Origin of the sequence: Dietzia timorensis (assembly GCF_001659785.1) — a bacterium.
Classification (GTDB): domain Bacteria; phylum Actinomycetota; class Actinomycetes; order Mycobacteriales; family Mycobacteriaceae; genus Dietzia; species Dietzia timorensis.
The window spans coordinates 1,210,978-1,227,370 of record NZ_CP015961.1 but is presented as its reverse complement, the minus strand read 5'-3'; the positions used below and the strand labels follow the sequence as shown (position 1 = coordinate 1,227,370).

The 16,393-nt window shown below is 66.7% G+C and carries 19 protein-coding genes and 1 tRNA gene; 9 read left to right on the top strand and 11 right to left on the bottom strand.

The genetic code is table 11. The annotated features are described in order from the left end of the window. Positions 1-80 precede the first annotated feature (80 nt). From BJL86_RS05650 to BJL86_RS05625, 6 genes are all read left to right on the top strand, one after another. On the top strand, positions 81-1,274 hold the full coding sequence (locus BJL86_RS05650; RefSeq protein ID WP_067470661.1) for an AAA family ATPase: 1,194 nt from the start codon (positions 81-83) through the stop codon (positions 1,272-1,274). Between the two features lie 10 nt (positions 1,275-1,284). Continuing rightward, positions 1,285-2,787, top strand: a complete 1,503-nt coding sequence (locus BJL86_RS05645) for a VWA domain-containing protein (RefSeq protein WP_067470689.1) — start codon at positions 1,285-1,287, stop codon at positions 2,785-2,787. Next, positions 2,784-3,761, top strand: coding sequence for a mycofactocin oligosaccharide methyltransferase MftM (gene mftM, locus BJL86_RS05640; protein ID WP_082908242.1), 978 nt, complete (start codon positions 2,784-2,786; stop codon positions 3,759-3,761). The genes BJL86_RS05645 and mftM overlap by 4 nt, the downstream gene beginning before the upstream one ends. A gap of 121 nt (positions 3,762-3,882) precedes the next feature. Continuing rightward, positions 3,883-5,082: an iron-containing alcohol dehydrogenase gene (locus BJL86_RS05635; protein WP_067470663.1), complete on the top strand. Its 1,200-nt coding sequence runs from the start codon at positions 3,883-3,885 to the stop codon at positions 5,080-5,082. Between the two features lie 5 nt (positions 5,083-5,087). Continuing rightward, positions 5,088-6,434, top strand: a complete 1,347-nt coding sequence (locus BJL86_RS05630) for a GAF domain-containing sensor histidine kinase (protein WP_067470665.1) — start codon at positions 5,088-5,090, stop codon at positions 6,432-6,434. Beyond that, positions 6,431-7,078, top strand: coding sequence for a MadR family response regulator transcription factor (locus BJL86_RS05625; RefSeq protein ID WP_067470667.1), 648 nt, complete (start codon positions 6,431-6,433; stop codon positions 7,076-7,078). The genes BJL86_RS05630 and BJL86_RS05625 overlap by 4 nt, the downstream gene beginning before the upstream one ends. Here the strand turns inward: BJL86_RS05625 and BJL86_RS05620 are convergent. Together BJL86_RS05620 and BJL86_RS05615 are read right to left on the bottom strand one after the other, a co-directional pair. Then, the gene (locus tag BJL86_RS05620) at positions 7,075-7,617 is read right to left on the bottom strand and encodes a DUF488 domain-containing protein (RefSeq protein ID WP_231887068.1); all 543 of its coding nucleotides are present in this window, start codon (positions 7,615-7,617) and stop codon (positions 7,075-7,077) included. The two genes, BJL86_RS05625 and BJL86_RS05620, sit on opposite strands and share 4 nt — an antisense overlap. A 37-nt stretch (positions 7,618-7,654) precedes the next feature. Next, positions 7,655-7,736: transfer RNA gene (locus tag BJL86_RS05615), tRNA-Leu, on the bottom strand. Between the two features lie 90 nt (positions 7,737-7,826). Between BJL86_RS05615 and BJL86_RS05610 the strand changes: the two genes are divergently transcribed. Both BJL86_RS05610 and BJL86_RS05605 read left to right on the top strand, forming a co-directional pair. Next, the gene (locus BJL86_RS05610) at positions 7,827-8,375 is read left to right on the top strand and encodes a hypothetical protein (protein WP_231887069.1); all 549 of its coding nucleotides are present in this window, start codon (positions 7,827-7,829) and stop codon (positions 8,373-8,375) included. Next, a complete protein-coding gene (locus tag BJL86_RS05605; protein ID WP_414836046.1) occupies positions 8,372-8,779 on the top strand; it encodes a DUF3817 domain-containing protein in 408 nt (135 codons plus the stop codon). Before BJL86_RS05610 ends, BJL86_RS05605 begins: the two co-directional genes overlap by 4 nt. A gap of 92 nt (positions 8,780-8,871) precedes the next feature. On the opposite strand, the gene BJL86_RS05600 is transcribed toward BJL86_RS05605, so the two are convergent. From BJL86_RS05600 to clpS, 9 genes are all read right to left on the bottom strand, one after another. After that, positions 8,872-9,162 carry a YrhK family protein gene (locus BJL86_RS05600; RefSeq protein ID WP_067470671.1) on the bottom strand — a complete coding sequence of 97 codons (291 nt, stop codon included), beginning with the start codon at positions 9,160-9,162 and terminating at the stop codon, positions 8,872-8,874. A gap of 18 nt (positions 9,163-9,180) precedes the next feature. Continuing rightward, on the bottom strand, positions 9,181-9,933 hold the full coding sequence (locus BJL86_RS05595) for a DUF1345 domain-containing protein (RefSeq protein WP_082908243.1): 753 nt from the start codon (positions 9,931-9,933) through the stop codon (positions 9,181-9,183). Positions 9,934-9,990: 57 nt separating this feature from the next. Beyond that, entirely contained in the window at positions 9,991-10,653 is a 663-nt protein-coding gene (locus tag BJL86_RS05590) for a non-canonical purine NTP pyrophosphatase (protein ID WP_067470673.1), read from the bottom strand. Continuing rightward, entirely contained in the window at positions 10,650-11,411 is a 762-nt protein-coding gene (gene rph, locus BJL86_RS05585) for a ribonuclease PH (protein WP_067470675.1), read from the bottom strand. The genes BJL86_RS05590 and rph overlap by 4 nt, the downstream gene beginning before the upstream one ends. 46 nt (positions 11,412-11,457) lie before the next feature. After that, positions 11,458-12,240 (bottom strand): MBL fold metallo-hydrolase, encoded by a 783-nt coding sequence (locus BJL86_RS05580; protein WP_067470677.1) that lies wholly within the window; start codon positions 12,238-12,240, stop codon positions 11,458-11,460. Between the two features lie 94 nt (positions 12,241-12,334). Further along, the gene (gene murI / locus BJL86_RS05575; RefSeq protein WP_067470679.1) at positions 12,335-13,195 is read right to left on the bottom strand and encodes a glutamate racemase; all 861 of its coding nucleotides are present in this window, start codon (positions 13,193-13,195) and stop codon (positions 12,335-12,337) included. Further along, entirely contained in the window at positions 13,192-13,848 is a 657-nt protein-coding gene (locus BJL86_RS05570; RefSeq protein ID WP_067470681.1) for a rhomboid family intramembrane serine protease, read from the bottom strand. The genes murI and BJL86_RS05570 overlap by 4 nt, the downstream gene beginning before the upstream one ends. Then, on the bottom strand, positions 13,845-14,621 hold the full coding sequence (locus BJL86_RS05565) for a DUF2017 domain-containing protein (protein WP_067470683.1): 777 nt from the start codon (positions 14,619-14,621) through the stop codon (positions 13,845-13,847). Before BJL86_RS05565 ends, BJL86_RS05570 begins: the two co-directional genes overlap by 4 nt. A gap of 4 nt (positions 14,622-14,625) precedes the next feature. After that, positions 14,626-15,006, bottom strand: a complete 381-nt coding sequence (clpS, locus tag BJL86_RS05560) for an ATP-dependent Clp protease adapter ClpS (protein ID WP_082908244.1) — start codon at positions 15,004-15,006, stop codon at positions 14,626-14,628. A 117-nt stretch (positions 15,007-15,123) separates the two neighbouring features. On the opposite strand from clpS, the gene BJL86_RS05555 reads away from it, so the two are divergent. Then, entirely contained in the window at positions 15,124-16,392 is a 1,269-nt protein-coding gene (locus BJL86_RS05555) for a nicotinate phosphoribosyltransferase (protein ID WP_231887070.1), read from the top strand. Position 16,393 lies beyond the last annotated feature (1 nt).

The following is a 16,393-nucleotide window of genomic DNA, read 5'->3' as shown; positions in this document are numbered from 1 at the left end:
CTCTTGTCTCCGCGGCGCCGCCCGCACTGATTCGTGACGGGCGGCGCCGCCTCCGGCCCCGCGTTGTAAAGGAAATCATCATGAGCGAGCCTGCAATTTTCGCCGATGTCGACGACGTCTCCGCGCGCCTTCGCGAGGTCGGCTATCTCCCCGACGAGGCGATCGCGACCACGGTCTTCCTGGCGACACGCCTCGGCCGCCCGATCCTCCTCGAAGGGCCCGCGGGGGTGGGCAAGACCGATCTCGCGCGCAATCTGTCCAAGGCACTCGGGCGCGAGTTGATCCGACTGCAGTGCTATGAAAGCCAGGACGAATCCAAGGCCCTGTACGAGTGGGACTACGGAAAGCAGCTGCTCTACACCCAGATCCTGCGCGAGAAGATCTCCGAAGTCGTAGCCGACGCCGACGACTTGGCCTCCGCGGTCGATATCATCGCGGCCGGCGACGAGGTGTTCTTCTCCGATCGTTTCCTCTCTGAACGCCCTTTGTTGACGGCGATGCGCAGCGAGCGGCCGGTCGTCCTCCTCATCGACGAGGTCGACCGCTCCGACGAGAGCCTCGAGGCCGTACTGCTCGAAACCCTGGAAGAAAATCAGATCTCAATTCCCGAGATCGGGACGATCCGCGCGGCGCACCCACCACTTGTATTGTTGACGTCGAACAACACCCGAGACCTGTCGGCCGCGCTCAAGCGACGCTGTCTCCATCTCTTTCTCGACTACCCCGACGTCGAACGAGAACTGGAGATCGTCCAGGGCAAGGGAACGGGACTCGACGATGCGCTCGCACGCGAACTCGTCACGCTCGTTCAGGAACTCCGCGCTCTCGACCTGCGTAAGGCGCCGAGCATCGCCGAAACGGTCGACTGGGCACGCACCCTTTCGGTCCTTGGCGCCACCGAAATGGACCCCGCACTCCTGGAACGCACCGCGAGCACGGTGATGAAATACGAGCGCGACCTCGACCGCGCCATCGCCCATATCCGGCGACGTTCCGGAGAGCCGCTGCCACCGGAGCCGGGATCCCTTGCCACCAAGGAGACAGCGGCCCCCGAAACCGCCCACGGTCCGGCTTCGAATTCACCCACAGGGCCCGCCGCATCGACATCCCCGCGGCCACAACGCGATCCACAAAGCGACGAAGAAGCCGCCGAACGCAGGGCGCGCCGCGACTCCTTCGACACGAAGGGTCGGCACGGCGCGGCAGCATTCTTCGGTGCCCGCGGTACGTCGACGGACCAGCGGCGACCGGGCACGCGCCGCCGGCCGGTGTGAGGGCGAGACGATGGAACGGGAGATCCTCACCTTCATCGAGCATCTGCGGTCGCACGGCATTCGCGTGAGCACGGCGGAGACCCTCGATTCGATGCGCTGCGCGGCCGTGCCCGGGATTCTCGCGAACCGCGAACGCCTCCACGCCGCCCTCGGGGCAGCGATTGTCACCCGTCTGTCGCAGAAGCAGACCTTCGACGCCATCTTCGCGCTGTTCTTCGGCTTTGCACGGATATCCGCGTTTTCCTCGGAGGAGGCCACTGCGGGCGGATCGATCGACAGCGACTCGAACGACATACCGGGTCAGGAAGCCAGCACGGAGCCGGAACACTTCGACGGCACCGTCGACGAGGAGGCCACCGGCTCTCCCCCAACCGACGGCGACGACCTCACGAGCCTTTTCGACGAGGATTCCCTCCACGAAGGTGTCGGGCTCGACGATGACGACACCGCGGTGGGAAATATCTCCACCCCCGGAGATGAAATCGGCCTCAACGCCGACGCTTCCGGAACCGGTTCCGCCCCCCAAATCCAGCTCGACCTCACGCAGTCCGGCGGCGCCGAGATGCCCGGCGCCCTCACCCCGGCCACGGGCACGGCAATCGATCTCGAGCTCAGCAACGAAGAGGGGCGCACACTGCTGTCGTGGCTCGGCTCCTCCGCCTCCTTGGAGGAACCGTCCGACGAAGACATCACCGAGCTGCTCGAGACTCTTCCTTCATCGATTGCCGAACACGTACAGCATCTCGTCGACCTACACAGGGCCGAAACGGTGTCCGAGAACATTGCGCCCGGAGTCGTCGACGAGGTAGCCGAACGCGAGCGCGAGCTGCTCGAGGAATCGCTGCGGCGGCTCGCCAAGTCGCTGCGCGGCGGGCTCGCCCAGCGCCGGAAAGCGAGCCCCAACGGCCGCGTCCATCCGGCGCTCACCACGCGAAGAAGCCTCCGCTTCGACGGAATTCCGTTCCAACCGGTCACCGTCACTCGTCGCCACGATCGTTCGCGCGTCATCATCCTCGCCGACGTCTCTCTCTCGGTGCGCGCTACGGCCAGATTCACCCTGCACATGGTCCACAGCATGCACAAGGCATTCGGCAAGCCGCGTACCTTCGCTTTCGTCGATGAGCTCGTCGAGATCACCACGCTCTTCGAACGCCACCCGCTCGAACATGCTCTCGGGCTTGTGTTCGGCGGAGACGTGCTCGACACCGAACGTAACTCCGATTACGGCGCGGTCTGGCGGCAGCTACTCGCCGAGGGCGAGCACCTCAACCGGCGTACCTCCATCGTTATCCTCGGAGACGGTCGCAGCAACGGCAAGGACCCCGCAACAGACGCACTCACCGAGATCGCGCGCCGCGTCCGCCGCATCGTGTGGCTCACTCCGGAGCCGTCGTATTCCTGGGGTCTTGGCGCCTGCGACCTACCCGAATACGCCGAACTGTGCGAACGCGTTGAGGTCGTCCGAGATCTCACCGGCCTGGAGCGCACCGCAGAGAAGTTGGCGCTGCCGTGAGCCCCTCCGACCCGGGCGCGACCGCCACAGCGAGCGCCTTGTACCCACATCCCATCAACCCCTTCGCTCCCCGCGTGCGCGGACTCTACATCGACGACCTCGTCGTCGTGGGACACCGCGATGTGCACCGCCCAGACGCAGGCACCCGGCTCATCGCCCGAACCCCGAGCTTCGACGTGTGGCGCGACGACACAGTGCACATCGCACACCGCGTCGGTGACTCGAGCATCGACGACACGCTGACCGGGCGCATCGAGGCCGAACTCTTCGCCCCAGGCTGGCTCAGCGGCAACGACCTCTTCGAGCGCGTCTTCACCGGGCTCATCCTGTCTGCGCGTCAGGATCCGCTCGACGCGTGGGAGCTGTTCTACCGCAACACGAGAATGACGCTCGCCGCCATCATCGACGGACGTGGCGGCATGGAGGTGACCAAAGGTCTCGGCGCGTTTGCAGAGATCTATCACCATGTCGACCGGATCGTCCCGCCAACGGGGTCCGTGCTCGAGATCGGGAGCTGCTTCGGATTCTTGGCTCTACATTTGGCGAGTCGGCACCGAAGGCGCGTCACCGCCTCGGACGTCTCGACCTCATCGATGAGTCTCCTCGGCGCGCTGGCGCCGCGCCTGGGCATCTGCCTTTCGACGACGACGCTCGACGCCCGAACTCTCGCGTGCCCGGATGCCAGCTACGACACACTGGTCCTCGTCCACTTGCTAGAACATCTTGATGACGTCGAAGGCCGCAAAGCCCTGGACGAAGCGCGTCGCGTCGCGCGCAGGACGATCATCGTGGCCGTCCCCTACGAGGACGTCGCCACGGCGTCATACGGGCACGTTCGCACAGTGTGTCGAGACGACCTCGAGCAGTGGGCCGTCCAAGACCCGCGATGGCGCGGGCGGGTGGAGGATTTTCGCGGCGGATGGCTTGTTCTCGAACGAGTCGAGGAAACCGGCGTAATTCGCCACCGAAGTTGACGACCGATCGTTAGTACCCACAACTGTGATGCGGGTTACACTACGGGTATCGGCGTCGGGGTGGCTCCGGAGTCGTAACGATGGGGTGTGACGGTCTATTTTCCGTCTCGGAAGGTGAGAGATGAACGAAGGCACGCCCGAAGAAGCCGAGGGCATCTGGAGCGAGGACGCTGCACACCCCGTCAAGTTCCACGCGCCGGAGGTTGTTTTCGGCACCGATTCGCTGGCGGAGATAGGACTTGCGGCGGCACGACTGGGCGCACGAAGGCCCTTCGTCGTCAGCGATTCCGGGGTGTCCGCCGCCGGTTGGACCGAGGAAACTCTCGATTATCTGCGCCGCGAGGGATTACGGCCGCAGTTGTGGACCGACGTCACCCCGAACCCGAAGGACCACGAAATCCAGCGGGGTTACGAGGAGTACGTCGATTCCGGCGCCGATGTCATCATCGGTATCGGCGGCGGTTCGGTGATCGACGCGGCCAAAGGCGTGGCGATTCTCGCCGGCAATGGAGGAAAGATCCTCGACTTCGAGGGCGTCGACCAGATCTCCCATCCGATTCCGCCGATGATCATGGCACCGACGACCGCGGGCACCGGGGCGGACGTATCGCAGTTCTGCGTCGTCTCGGACACCGAACGCCACATCAAGGTAACGATTCTCGGTCGCGCCTTGGTCCCCGATATTTCCATCACCGACCCCCGCCTGCTTACGACGATGCCCGGCGGCCTCGCCGCCGCAACGGGCCTCGACGCGTTATCCCACGGGATCGAGGCGTTCGTCTCCCTGGCTCACAATCCGCTCTCGGACCTGCACGCGCTCAATTCCGTTCGCCTCGTCGACAGCCACCTCGTGCGCACGCTCGAAACGCCAGAGGACCTCACGTCCCGTCGCGCGATGGCACAGGCGAGCCTCGAGGCAGGCATGGCGTTCTCCAACGCGATTCTCGGTGCCACACACGCGATGAGCCATCAGGTCGGTGGTCTCATCGACGCCCCACATGGAGTAGTCAACGCGGTCCTGCTCTCCCACGTGGTCAGTTTCAATGCGCTCGGTTCGCCGGAACGCTACCGACCCCTGGCAGAGGTGTTCGGCCTATCGGAGTCGCGCGCACCCGTCGAACAGATGGCCCGTGCGCTGGCCGCCTACATTCGGGCTCTCGCGGACCGGGTCGGTGTGCCGAAGGGCCTCGCCGCGCTCGGAGTCACGGAGGCCGACATTCCGCTACTCACCAAGTCGACGCTCCATGATGCGTGCCTGACCACAAATCCCCGACTGGCCGACGAAAACGACGTACGCCGTCTGTTCGTCGCAGCGATGTAGCGGCGATGGCCCGGTCCCAGGTCGCAAACGATCTTGCCCGCCTCACCGGTGTGCGCTCCGGCAAGCGGTCCTACTACCGCGAATTCGTACGCTCGGACGAACGCATGCAGCGCACGGTGCGGGCGCTCGATTCCATTTCGCGGGCACTCGTCCGAACCAGCCACGGCCCGCGCGAGATCATGGAGGAAATCGCCCGCGCCGCCGGCGAGCAGCTCGTCGCCTCGTGGAGCATGCTCGGTCTCCGCGACGGCCGACTGCCGTGGGCCCAGCCGAGATTCGTCGTCGTCGACGAAGCGGGCAGGCCACGCGGGGAGGACGTACTTCCCGAGCACGTGGGTTCCGAGCTCTCCTCTCTTCGCGCGGGCGCCGAGCACCGGACGATGGAAGGCCACTGGGTACGCATCGCCCTGCGGATCGAGGGAGAGCAGATCGGCAGCCTCGTCGTATCTCACGGGCTCGACGGCAATCCCGAACCCGACGATTTGTCGTTGCTGCGCATCCTCGCCAATCAGGCGGCGGTCGCACTGCGCACCGCGGAGCTCTATCAATCGGGCGTCGATCTCCAGCGCCGCGCAGGAATTCTCTACGACGAGGTAGCGACCTACGCTAGCGACCTCGCGAGTAGCGCGACCCAGCTCCAGCTCACTCGAAAGCAGCTCGTCGCCGCCGATCAACGGGCGCTCATCGACTCCGAGCGCCATCGCATCGCGCGCGAGCTCCACGATTCGGTCAGCCAAATCGTGCTCAGCGCCGGGCTCGCGGTGGACCTCGCCCGCCTCGACTCAGCCGAGCTCGACTGCGACGCGGGGCACGTCACCTCCCGCCTGGACCAGGCAAAGGGGCTGACCCAGGACGCGCTCCACCAGCTCCGCACCGCGATATACGCGTTGCACCACACCGAGCGCGGCGAGGACCCGGCCACCCTGGCCGAGGTGCTCGAGGAAGTAGCGGCCGGCTACCGCTCCCAGCTCGATATCGCAGTCCGGGTCCAGGGGACCTACGAGGGCGCGGCGAGCGAGCTCGAGCACGAACTCGCCCGCATCGCCGGCGAGGCGCTGTTCAATGTCGCCACTCACGCCGAAGCCACGAAGGTAGAGGTTCGGGTGAGCTCTTCCGACAATGGCCTCATCCTTTCCGTTGCTGACGACGGTGTGGGTGACCCGCGAGCCCTGCGGCAGATTCTCCGTATCGAGCAAAGCTCCAACGGCACCGTCGGGCATCGGGGCCTGGCGAATATGGCGCACCGCGCCGAACAGATCGGGGCAACGTTCTCGCTACGCCGGTCCAATCTCGGCGGCCTGCAGGTGCGCGTCGCCGTCCCTCGCTCGAGCACCGAAAGGGAATCCTCATGAGCACCGATCTCATCACCGTCGTCCTGGTCGACGATCACGCGATCGTGCGACAGGGTCTTCGTGCGCTCCTCGAGCGGGAACGCGATATCGAGGTCGTCGGCGAAGCCTCGGACCCTCAATCCGCGATGCGCCTCGTACAAGCGCTGAGCCCGGACGTGGCGGTCCTCGACCTCAAACTCTCTGCGGGTTCCGATGCCGAAGGACTGGCGCTGTGCTCACAGATCGTGGCATCCCAGCCACAGGTCGCGGTGCTCATTCTCACGACCTTCCTCGACGATCAACTCATCCTCGATGCGATCAGCCGCGGAGCGAAGGGATACGTCGTCAAGGACGTCGACACCTCGTCGGTTGTCAGCGCGATCAGGGATCTCAAAAATGGGGGCAGCTTCTTCGACCCTCGCAGTTCGACGGCCATCGTCCGCGGATTGCACGGAACAGAAGAGACACGGGGGCACGAGCTCACCGGTCGCGAAAAAGAGGTGCTCCACCTGTTGGCGCTCGGCCGCTCCAACAAGCAGATCGGCGAGGAACTGTTCATCTCGGCCGCGACGGCAAAATTCCACGTCGGCAACATCATGCGCAAGCTGGGAAGCACGCGACGGGCCGAGGCCGTATATGCGGCAGGCAAGCTGGGCCTGGTCTAGGGCCCTCCGTCTGTGGCGGGGTACGTCACCTGACGCGTCTCGGGATCCACGACGGCCCCACGCGTGAGCTCGGCGTGCTCGATCACTCCAGGCCTCATGATATGGCGCACGTCGTCCCCGGCTGCGAGGAGATTGTCGGCGATCAGCCGCCTATGGCACCGCCACCACACCGCCTCTGAGCACATCACTGCAGGTACCGCGTCCTCGCCGAGCGCGCGCAGCCGGTCCAGGCCGGTGCGGAACTCCGACGTCATAGCCCAATCTGCGTAGTTGTGGAAGCTGCGGTTCCGCCAGAATCCGTTGACGTCGGAGGGCATGCTTCTATCGCGCCCACGCCGCCCGGTCAGTTCCTCGATCCTGGAGTAATCGGCGCCGGCAGCGTGCAGGGAAGACGACAGCGCATCTGCATTGAACTGCGGATAGCGATTCGACCCGGGCAGGCGCCGCACATCGACGACCACATCGACACCCGCCTCCCGCAGCAACGCGAGGAACTCGTCGATGGTCCGGGTCGAATGCCCGATCGTAAAGAATCGCATGTGCTCCCCCATAGACGTGAGAACGCACCGAGAATTGTGCGCCCGGGGAGACTTGAACTCCCACGTCCTAAGACACTGGAACCTAAATCCAGCGCGTCTGCCAATTCCGCCACGGGCGCGCGGCCGCCACACACGGCCGGGGCCGGATGCATCCCTTGGGTGTCCGACCGGAATTAGCATACTTGCCTGTAGGCGGTAACGTTAAACGTGTGTCGGATGTTCGCTCTCACCAGGAACCTCACTCCGCGGCACCGCATTCGGTAGCCGGTGGCGGGGTGCATCCGCTTTTGTTGGAGAAACCGCCGAAACCCAAGAAGGCGCCGAAGCACAATCGCAAGGCCCTCATCGCGCTCGTTGTTCTCGGCTCCATCGTCTGCCTCGCAATGGGCTACTGGCAGCTCAGCCGCTGGAGCTCCTCCCAGGGCACGTTCATGAATCTTGGCTACGCCCTCGAATGGCCGTTCTTCGCCGCGTTCCTCGTCTTCATCTACCGCCGTTTCGTGCGGCTGGAGGACGAGCGAGAGAATGAGGAACGAATGGGCCGGTCGATTCACGACAAGTACCGCACTTCGGCCGAATCCGGCCGCCGCGCGGACGGGGTGCAGACCGAGATCCCGTCGAGCTTCCTCCCCCAGCGCCCGAACCCGCGCGCCGAGGACATCGAGGACGAGGTCGACCCGGGCCTCGTGGAGTACAACCATTACCTGTCCTCGCTCGATTCCGAGCCCGGCGTCATCGCCCGAAAGGAACCCAGTTGACCACGCCCGAAAGCCCCACGCCCAGCGAAGAAAATGTGCTGGTCAAAGATCCGGCGCACCGTCTGCGCAAGCTCACCAACGCGCTGACTCGCTACCGCGTCCTCGCGTGGATCACAGGTGTGTGGCTGCTCATCCTCGTCGCCGAGATGGTGCTCAAGTACATCCTCAAGGTCGACATGCCCGGCTGGACCGACTTCATCCCGCCGGCGCACGGCTGGGTCTATTTCGTCTACCTGCTGTGCACACTGGATCTCGGCATCAAGATCCGCTGGGGCTGGGGCAAGATCATCATCACCTGCCTCGCGGGCACGATCCCGTTCCTGTCGTTCTACTTCGAGCACATCCGCGCGCGTGAGGCCAAGGCCGAGATCGCCGATGCCAAGCGCTCCATCGGAATGAAATAGCGCCCGACAACGCGCCCCACGCCCCAGGCAATTGCCGGGCCGCCGCCTCTCGCGGCGTGCCCGGCTTTTCGTCGTTTATGACGTCGGAGGCGCTAGAAATCCATCGCCGTCTCGTGGCTCGACTGCGTGCCGATTTTCTGCAGGTGCACGCGCCGGGCCAGACGGATTCCCGGTCGGATCATCATCTGCACACTGCCGATGAGGAACAACCAGGTGGCCGTGAACGTGGTCGAGTCGGAGAAGAACAGGATCGAGCCGATGATGAACCAGATGGCGATCACGATGTCGTTGCAGATGCTCGCGACCTCGTAGCGCTGCCGGACGACGAGCTCGTCGCGGCCGATCTTGATGTTCAGCGGGCGATCTTGTGATGGTGTTGTCATGCCCTCATGGTGGCAAAGCTAGAACAGGCCGACAATCAAACTGATCGTCGTGGCGACGATTCCCGTACCGAAGATGAACGACAGCAGCGAGTGCCCGAGAACGATCCTGCGGATCTCCGTCGACGTCACCGCCTCGTCCGAGGCGGCGTACGACATGCCGATGGTGAATGAAAGGTAGGCGAAGTCGAGGTACCGCGGCGGGTCCTCGGTGTTGAAGTAGATGCCCTCAGGCGGGTCGGAACCGTAGTGCGCGGCGGCGTAGCGCAGCGTGTAGATCGTTTGCAGCATCACCCACGAGGAGGCGACGGCGACGAGCGCGATCGCGGCGTAGACGAACTTCTGCCATCCCTCGGCACGCGAGGACTCGACGATGAGCAGGACGACGGCGGCGAGGGCGATGACGTTCGCCGAGAGCACGAGGATCTCGCGAACCGCGCGCGAGGGATCGTCGACGATGGCGTGGGCCTTGGTCTCGGCCGGACCCATCCCGCCGATGCGGAGCCACACGTTGGCGCTGAAGAACGCGGTTGCCACCGCCCAGCCCGCGGCCGGGGCGACGGCCCACGAGGTACCGAGTCCCACTGCGACCATGACGGCGGCGGCGACGATCACCGTTCCGGCGAATCTGATTCGGTCGCTGCGGATGCGTTCCCGGCGGATCTGCTCGGCCGGCGGGGCGTGGTAGTGCTCCTTCTCGGCGGGCGCGTGCCCGGCCGGGTGCTTGCCGGCACCGGCGAAACGGTCCTTGTTCTTGCGGAAGAACATAGCCATCGCTCGAAACCTTCCTTCCCGTTCCTCGGTGCCGCCTCGGCCCGCGCCCCGCCCGATCTATTCCGGCAGCGACTCTCCGGCGGCCAGCGCGCGCAGCGCCGGAACGAGGGCGCGGAGGGCGCGGCCACGGTGCGAGGCGGCGTCCTTTTCTTCGGGCGCGAGCTCGCCGGCCGAGCGCTCGGAACCCTCGGGCAAGAAGATCGGGTCGTAGCCGAATCCGCCGTCGCCGTGGCGCTCGCGGAGCACCGAACCCGGCCAGCGTCCCTCGGTGACGGTTTCGGCTGCGGGAGTGCCATCTCCGCCGTCAGGAACGACCAGCGCGCAGGCGGAAACGAACCCGGCTCCCCTGCGCTCGTCCGGAACGTCGCCGAGCTGCGCGAGGAGGAGATCGTTGTTTGCCTCGTCGTCGCCGTGCCGCCCCGACCAGCGCGCCGAGAGCACGCCGGGCATGCCGTTCAGCGCATCGACGGCGAGGCCCGAGTCGTCGGCGAGGCACGCGAGCCCGGTGGCCGCCGCGCCGGAACGCGCCTTGATGAGCGCGTTCTCGGCGAACGTCGCGCCGGTTTCGGGCTCCTCGGGATACTCGGGCACGGCGTCGAGGCCTACCGGTTCGATCCCCGAGACCCCGGCGGCGTCGAGGACGCGCTGGAGCTCGCGCAGCTTCTTCGCGTTGCGGCTGGCGACGAGGACCTTCACCGGGGCGGGAGCGGCGTCGCTCATCGCTGCACCGGGGACGGCAGCTCGCCCGGGTACGGGGCGTCGAGCGCGCGTTTCTGCTCGGCGATGAGTTCCTCGATGCCCTTCTGGCCGAGGTCGAGCATCGCACTCATCGCGTCGCGGTCGAAGGGCTCGCCCTCGGCGGTGCCCTGCACCTCGACGAGCTTGCCGCCGTCGAAGCCGACGATGTTGAGGTCGACCTCGGCGCGGGAGTCCTCCTCGTAGGGAAGGTCGAGGCGCACCTCGCCGTCGATGACGCCGACGCTGATCGCGGCGACATGACCGGTGAGCGGGTTACCGGAAACGCTGCCCGCGGACTGGAGCCACGTGACGGCGTCGGCGAGGGCGACGTAGGCGCCGGTGATCGCCGCCGTGCGGGTGCCGCCGTCGGCCTGGAGCACGTCGCAGTCGAGGGCGATGGTGTTTTCTCCCAGCGCGGACAGGTCGATGGCGGCGCGCAGCGAGCGGCCGACGAGGCGGGAGATCTCCTGCGTCCTGCCGGACACCTTCCCCTTGACCGATTCGCGGCGGGAGCGGTCATGCGTGGCGGCGGGAAGCATCGCGTACTCCGCCGTCAGCCAGCCCAGTCCCGAGCCCTTGCGCCAGCGCGGAACGCCCTGCTCGACGCTCGCGGTGCACATCACGCGGGTCTGGCCGAACTCGACCAGCACGCTGCCGGCCGGGTGGGAGGTGAATCCGCGGGTGATGGACACCGGGCGGAGTTGGTTTGCGGTTCTACCGTCTGCTCGTAAATTGCTCACGCGTCCACCCTAGCGATCGCCCTGCGCCGGTCGCTGGTGGTGGCGGCTAGTAGTCGAGCGCGAAGCTCAGGCCGGGCTTGGCGACGAGGATCTCGCCGTCGAACTCGCCGCGCGCCTCGGCCTCGACGGCGTCGGTATCGGTCCACGGCGGGATGTGGGTGAGCACGAGGAGGCTCACCCCGGCCTCGCGGGCGGTGCGCCCGGCTTCGAGACCGGACATGTGGATGCCTTCGGGATGCTCACCCCGGTGCTCCCACGACGCTTCGCACAGCAGCACATCCGAACCCGTGGCGAGGTCGATGAGGTCCTGGCAGAAGGCGGTGTCCCCCGAATATGTCAGAGATGCGCCGTATGGGGTGTCGAAGCGCAGCGCGTAGCTCAACGGCGGGTGGTTGACCTTGGTAGAGCGCACCGTGGCCGCGAGCACCCCCTCGTCGCCAAGCAGCTCCACGGGGGTTGCGGGGTCCCAGTCGTGCATCGCGAGGGTGTCCGAGACATCGTCGATCGACTCGGCGTCCTCCGCGGAAGCGCGCCCGATCCTCTTGTCCGCACCGGCGGGGGCGTACACGTCGGCGCGCTCGTCGTAGCTGTGCGGCCCGAAACGCCGCCACACCAGCAGCGCGGGCATGTCCAGGCAGTGATCGGCGTGCAGATGGCTGAGCATGACCGTCGCGCTGCCGGGGTCGATGTAGCGCTGCAGGCGGCCGAAACTGCCCGGGCCCAGGTCCATGACGATCGGCCGGTACCCGGGGATCTCCACCAGGTAGCACGACGCCGTGGACTGCGGCCCGGAGAGGGACCCGGAGCTGCCGATGACGGTCAGTTGCATAAAACCATCGTGCCAGATGTCACCCGGGGATCTTTGCAATACCGCCGCGCTCGGCTCAGTGGGACGCCTCCGCCGGGCCCCGTGAGCCCGTCCGCTACGCCCCGAGCTCCACGTGGTCGACCGAGCCGACGCCCGGCCCGAGGAAGCGCGTGGCCATGTGGGCAAATCGGTAGGGGTCCCCTGTGGCGAGAAACTCGCGCCGCACGTGCGCGTCGACGCCTGCGCCACCGGGCGGTTCTGGCGCGAGCTCATCGCGTTCGGTGAGAACGGCGAGCACGTCCTTCGCGGTTTCCTCGGCGCTCGACACAAGCGTCACGTCCGCGCCGACGGCGAGCTGCACCACCCCGGAAAGCAGCGGGTAGTGGGTGCAACCGAGCACGACGGTGTCGACCCCGGCGACCCGCAACGGCGACAAGTAGGCTTCGGCGAGGCCGAGGATCTGGCGTCCGGAGGTGATGCCGCGCTCGACGAAGTCGACGAAACGGGGGCATGCCGCAGCGGTCACCTCGACCCCCTCGGCCGTGAACGCTCGCTGGTACGCACCCGAGGCGACGGTGCCCTGCGTGCCGATCACCCCGATCTTGCCGGTCCTGCTCGCCGCTACAGCTCGCCGCACCGCCGGGCTGATCACCTCGAGCACCGGCACCTCGTAACGTTCGCGCAGCACGTCGAGGCTCGCCGCCGTCGCCGTATTGCACGCGACCACGAGCGCCTTGACCCCACGCTCCACGAGTGTGTCGGCGATCTGCACCGAATGCCGCCGCACCTCGGCCAGCGGCAGCGGGCCGTACGGCCCGTTCCCGGTGTCGCCGATGTAGACGAGCCCCTCTCCGGGCAGCTGGTCCATCACCGACCGGGCGACCGTCAGACCGCCCACTCCGGAGTCGAACATTCCGATCGGGCCCGCGCTCACCGCTTCGCCACCACCAGGTATGACGCCGGACGTCCCGCTCATGCGGACGTGACCGGCGCGCGCGGTCCTGTTTTCTTGCCCCGGCGGCCGAGAGTCGACGCGGCGACCACGCCCCCGATCGCCCCACCGAGGTGCCCCTGCCACGAGATGCCGTCGTTGCCGAAGGGCAGCATCCCGCCGAGCACACCGACGCCGTAGTAGATGGCAGCCACGATGCCGACGATGATGTGCAGCGGTGCGCGAGTGAACAGCCCTCGTACGATGACGAAGACGATGTAGGCGAACACCACTCCCGAGGCGCCGATGTGTACTCCGCCCCCGCCGATGAGCCAGGTGATCACCCCGGAGATCGCCCAACCAAAGGCGGTGACGAGTGCGAACGTGCGGATCCCGCTGAGCGCGATGATCGCGCCGACGACGAGCAGCGGGACCGTGTTGGCGATGAGATGGCCCCAGCCGGCGTGTAGCAACGGAGCGAAGAGGATGCCGGTGAGCCCATCGGTGTTGAGCGGCCTCACTCCTTCGGCGTCGAGCCGACCGCCGAGGATGGTGTCGATGCCTTCGAGGATCCACATCGCCGCGACCATGATGGCCAGCGCGATGTACGCGGTTGTGCGGGGGCCGCGCCCGGCCTTTCCGGCCTGGTTCTTGGCGGCCGGGGATCGGGTCGCACCGACGCTGGGATCGAAGGTCATGCCATCACCTGCAAAAGGTCGTCCTGCATCATCGCGCACCAGTAGTACGCCTGCCAGGAGGGGAACATCGGGCTATCCGGATCGGGCATCTCCTCGGGCACGCCGGTGCGATACCACCCCGGTTTCGGAGAACCGTTGGAACCGAAATCGGAGGACGCCGGAGGCTGCTCTGCGCGCATGATGAGTTCCCCGAGCACGAGCCGGACATCGTTGAGCGCCTGCAACCAGGCCTCGGCCTGCTGCTCGTTGAGCGAGATCGCCCCTCCCTTGGCGGGAATCGTGCGCATCACCATTTCCCCGGCAAAGAGCTTGGCCTCGATGATCTCCGGTTCGTGCAGCATGCGCATCGCGGCGTTCTCTCGTTCGGTCTCCGCCGGATCGTCCTGCGAAGCCGCGGAGTCGGACGACTCGGAGGCGGCAGCGGCGACGTCATCGGAAAAATCGATGTTGTCCGCGTCCTCGGGAAGGCTCTCGGCGTGGCCCGCGTAGCGTTCGGCGTCGGCGGCGCGGGCGCGCGGGGACCCGGACGGCGGGAAGAAGTCGGGAATGAGTCGGGCGAGTGGCGCGTAGTCCGGGGGTTCGGAGTTTCCGGATTTGATTCCGGTGAGTTCGGCGAGCTCGTCCTGGGAGCCGGAGCCGAGGCGATCGGACAGCAGCTTCATCACCCCGGAGACGACGTCGCGGACCAGGTCGGCCTCGGCCGGTTCGAGGCGCGCCTTGTACTTGACGCCACGAATCCCGGACTTGCGCGCGAAACGCGGCGCACGATCCATTCGACTACTCCCCCTTTTGCAAGGTCGCCCACAAACCGGCTTCCTGCAATTTGCGCACGGCGTTTTCCATTTCGTCGCGGCTACCCGACGCCACTGCCGCCTTGCCGTCGTTGTGCACCGCGAGCATCAAGGTGCGCGCCTTGCCCCGGTCGTACCCGAAGGTGCGCTGAAGGACAAAGGTCACGTAACTCATGAGATTGACCGGGTCGTCCCAGACGACACAGACCCACGGGTTATTCTCCTCGCCGACCAGCTCGGTCGTCTCCTCGACCATGGGCGCCGCCGCGGGGCCCGAGGCCAACCATGGCGAATGCGAGGTACGGCCCTCGCCCGCGACGCATCGCAGCGGGGACGGCTCCACTGATCCGGTGTTCGCGCGGTCCATGACCCCAGGATACTGACGCACGCTCGTTCGCGGTGGCCGCTTCCCCCGGGTACTCCCCGTATCGTGGGCGGGGTGAACAATTCGACTGCTCTGCTCACAGATCGCTATGAGCTGACGATGATCGAGGCGGCCCTCGCCGCCGGGACCGCCGACAGGCAATGCACCTTCGAGGTGTTTTCACGCCGCCTACCGCTGCGTCGTCGCTATGGTGTCGTCGCGGGGATCGGCCGGCTCGTCGAGCGCCTCGCCGATTTCCGTTTCGGCGACGCCGAGCTCGAGGTGTTCGGCGATTCGATGAGCGCCCAGGTGCGCAAGTGGATGCGCGACTATCGTTTCCGCGGGCGCATCGACGCCTACCGCGAGGGCGAGCTGTTCTTCCCCGCCTCCCCCGTGCTGCGCGTGCAGGGCACGTTCGCCGAATGCGTGGTGCTCGAGACCCTCATCCTGTCGATTCTCAATCACGATTGCGCGATCGCCTCGGCGGGCGCCCGGATGGCGTCGGTGGCCGACGGCCGGACGCTCATCGAGATGGGTTCGCGCCGCGCGCACGAGGAGGCCGCGGTCGCCGCGGCCCGGGCGGCGTATCTCGCGGGCTTCGATTCGACTTCGAACATCGAGGCCGAGCGGCGCTACGGCGTGCCGTCGGCGGGCACGAGCGCCCACGCGTTCACCCTCTTACACACGACGCAGGACGGGCCGGACGAGGCGGCGGCGTTCCGCGCCCAGGTCGACGCGCTCGGCACGGGAACCACGCTGTTGGTCGATACCTACGACATTACCCAGGGCGTGGAGACGGCCATTGAGGTCGCCGGCACCGAACTCGGCGCGGTGCGCATCGATTCCGGGGACCTGGGCATGCTTGCCCGTCAGGTGCGGCGGCAGCTCGACGATCTCGGCGCCACCCGCACCCGCATCGTCGTCTCCGGCGATCTCGACGAGTACGCGATCGCCGGGCTCCGCGCCGAACCCGTCGATGCCTACGGCGTCGGCACTCGCCTGGTCACGGGTTCTGGCGCGCCCACCGCGTCGATGGTGTACAAGCTGGTCGAGGTCGACGGGATCCCGGTGGCGAAGCGCTCGGCACACAAGGAGACTCTCCCCGGCGCGAAGGACGCGTACCGCACCTACCGTTCGACGGGCACCGCCCTCGAAGAGGTACTCGCCCCCGCGGGCGCCGACGTGTCCTCGCTGTCGGAGGGGTCGCGGGTTGCGGAGGTTCTGCCACTTCTCAATCCGCTTTTCGTCGACGGCGAGCCGGTGGGCGACATCCCCACTCTCTCCGAATCCCGCGCGCACCAGTCGGCAGCGCGGATCACGATGCCGTGGGAGGGCCTCTCACTCGCGGAGGGCGATCCGGCGCTGAACGTGCGCGTGCTTCCCCGTTAAC

What these genes read in the sequence shown, in the direction of transcription:
- BJL86_RS05650 (WP_067470661.1), top strand. Translation starts at nt 81, where the DNA reads ATGAGCGAGCCTGCAATTTTCGCCGATGTCGACGACGTCTCCGCGCGC.
- BJL86_RS05645 (WP_067470689.1), top strand. Translation starts at nt 1,285, where the DNA reads ATGGAACGGGAGATCCTCACCTTCATCGAGCATCTGCGGTCGCACGGC.
- BJL86_RS05635 (WP_067470663.1), top strand. Translation starts at nt 3,883, where the DNA reads ATGAACGAAGGCACGCCCGAAGAAGCCGAGGGCATCTGGAGCGAGGAC.
- BJL86_RS05630 (WP_067470665.1), top strand. Translation starts at nt 5,088, where the DNA reads ATGGCCCGGTCCCAGGTCGCAAACGATCTTGCCCGCCTCACCGGTGTG.
- BJL86_RS05625 (WP_067470667.1), top strand. Translation starts at nt 6,431, where the DNA reads ATGAGCACCGATCTCATCACCGTCGTCCTGGTCGACGATCACGCGATC.
- BJL86_RS05620 (WP_231887068.1), bottom strand. Translation starts at nt 7,617, where the DNA reads ATGCGATTCTTTACGATCGGGCATTCGACCCGGACCATCGACGAGTTC.
- BJL86_RS05600 (WP_067470671.1), bottom strand. Translation starts at nt 9,162, where the DNA reads ATGACAACACCATCACAAGATCGCCCGCTGAACATCAAGATCGGCCGC.
- BJL86_RS05595 (WP_082908243.1), bottom strand. Translation starts at nt 9,933, where the DNA reads ATGGCTATGTTCTTCCGCAAGAACAAGGACCGTTTCGCCGGTGCCGGC.
- BJL86_RS05590 (WP_067470673.1), bottom strand. Translation starts at nt 10,653, where the DNA reads ATGAGCGACGCCGCTCCCGCCCCGGTGAAGGTCCTCGTCGCCAGCCGC.
- BJL86_RS05580 (WP_067470677.1), bottom strand. Translation starts at nt 12,240, where the DNA reads ATGCAACTGACCGTCATCGGCAGCTCCGGGTCCCTCTCCGGGCCGCAG.
- murI (WP_067470679.1), bottom strand. Translation starts at nt 13,195, where the DNA reads ATGAGCGGGACGTCCGGCGTCATACCTGGTGGTGGCGAAGCGGTGAGC.
- BJL86_RS05570 (WP_067470681.1), bottom strand. Translation starts at nt 13,848, where the DNA reads ATGACCTTCGATCCCAGCGTCGGTGCGACCCGATCCCCGGCCGCCAAG.
- BJL86_RS05565 (WP_067470683.1), bottom strand. Translation starts at nt 14,621, where the DNA reads ATGGATCGTGCGCCGCGTTTCGCGCGCAAGTCCGGGATTCGTGGCGTC.
- clpS (WP_082908244.1), bottom strand. Translation starts at nt 15,006, where the DNA reads ATGGACCGCGCGAACACCGGATCAGTGGAGCCGTCCCCGCTGCGATGC.
- BJL86_RS05555 (WP_231887070.1), top strand. Translation starts at nt 15,124, where the DNA reads ATGATCGAGGCGGCCCTCGCCGCCGGGACCGCCGACAGGCAATGCACC.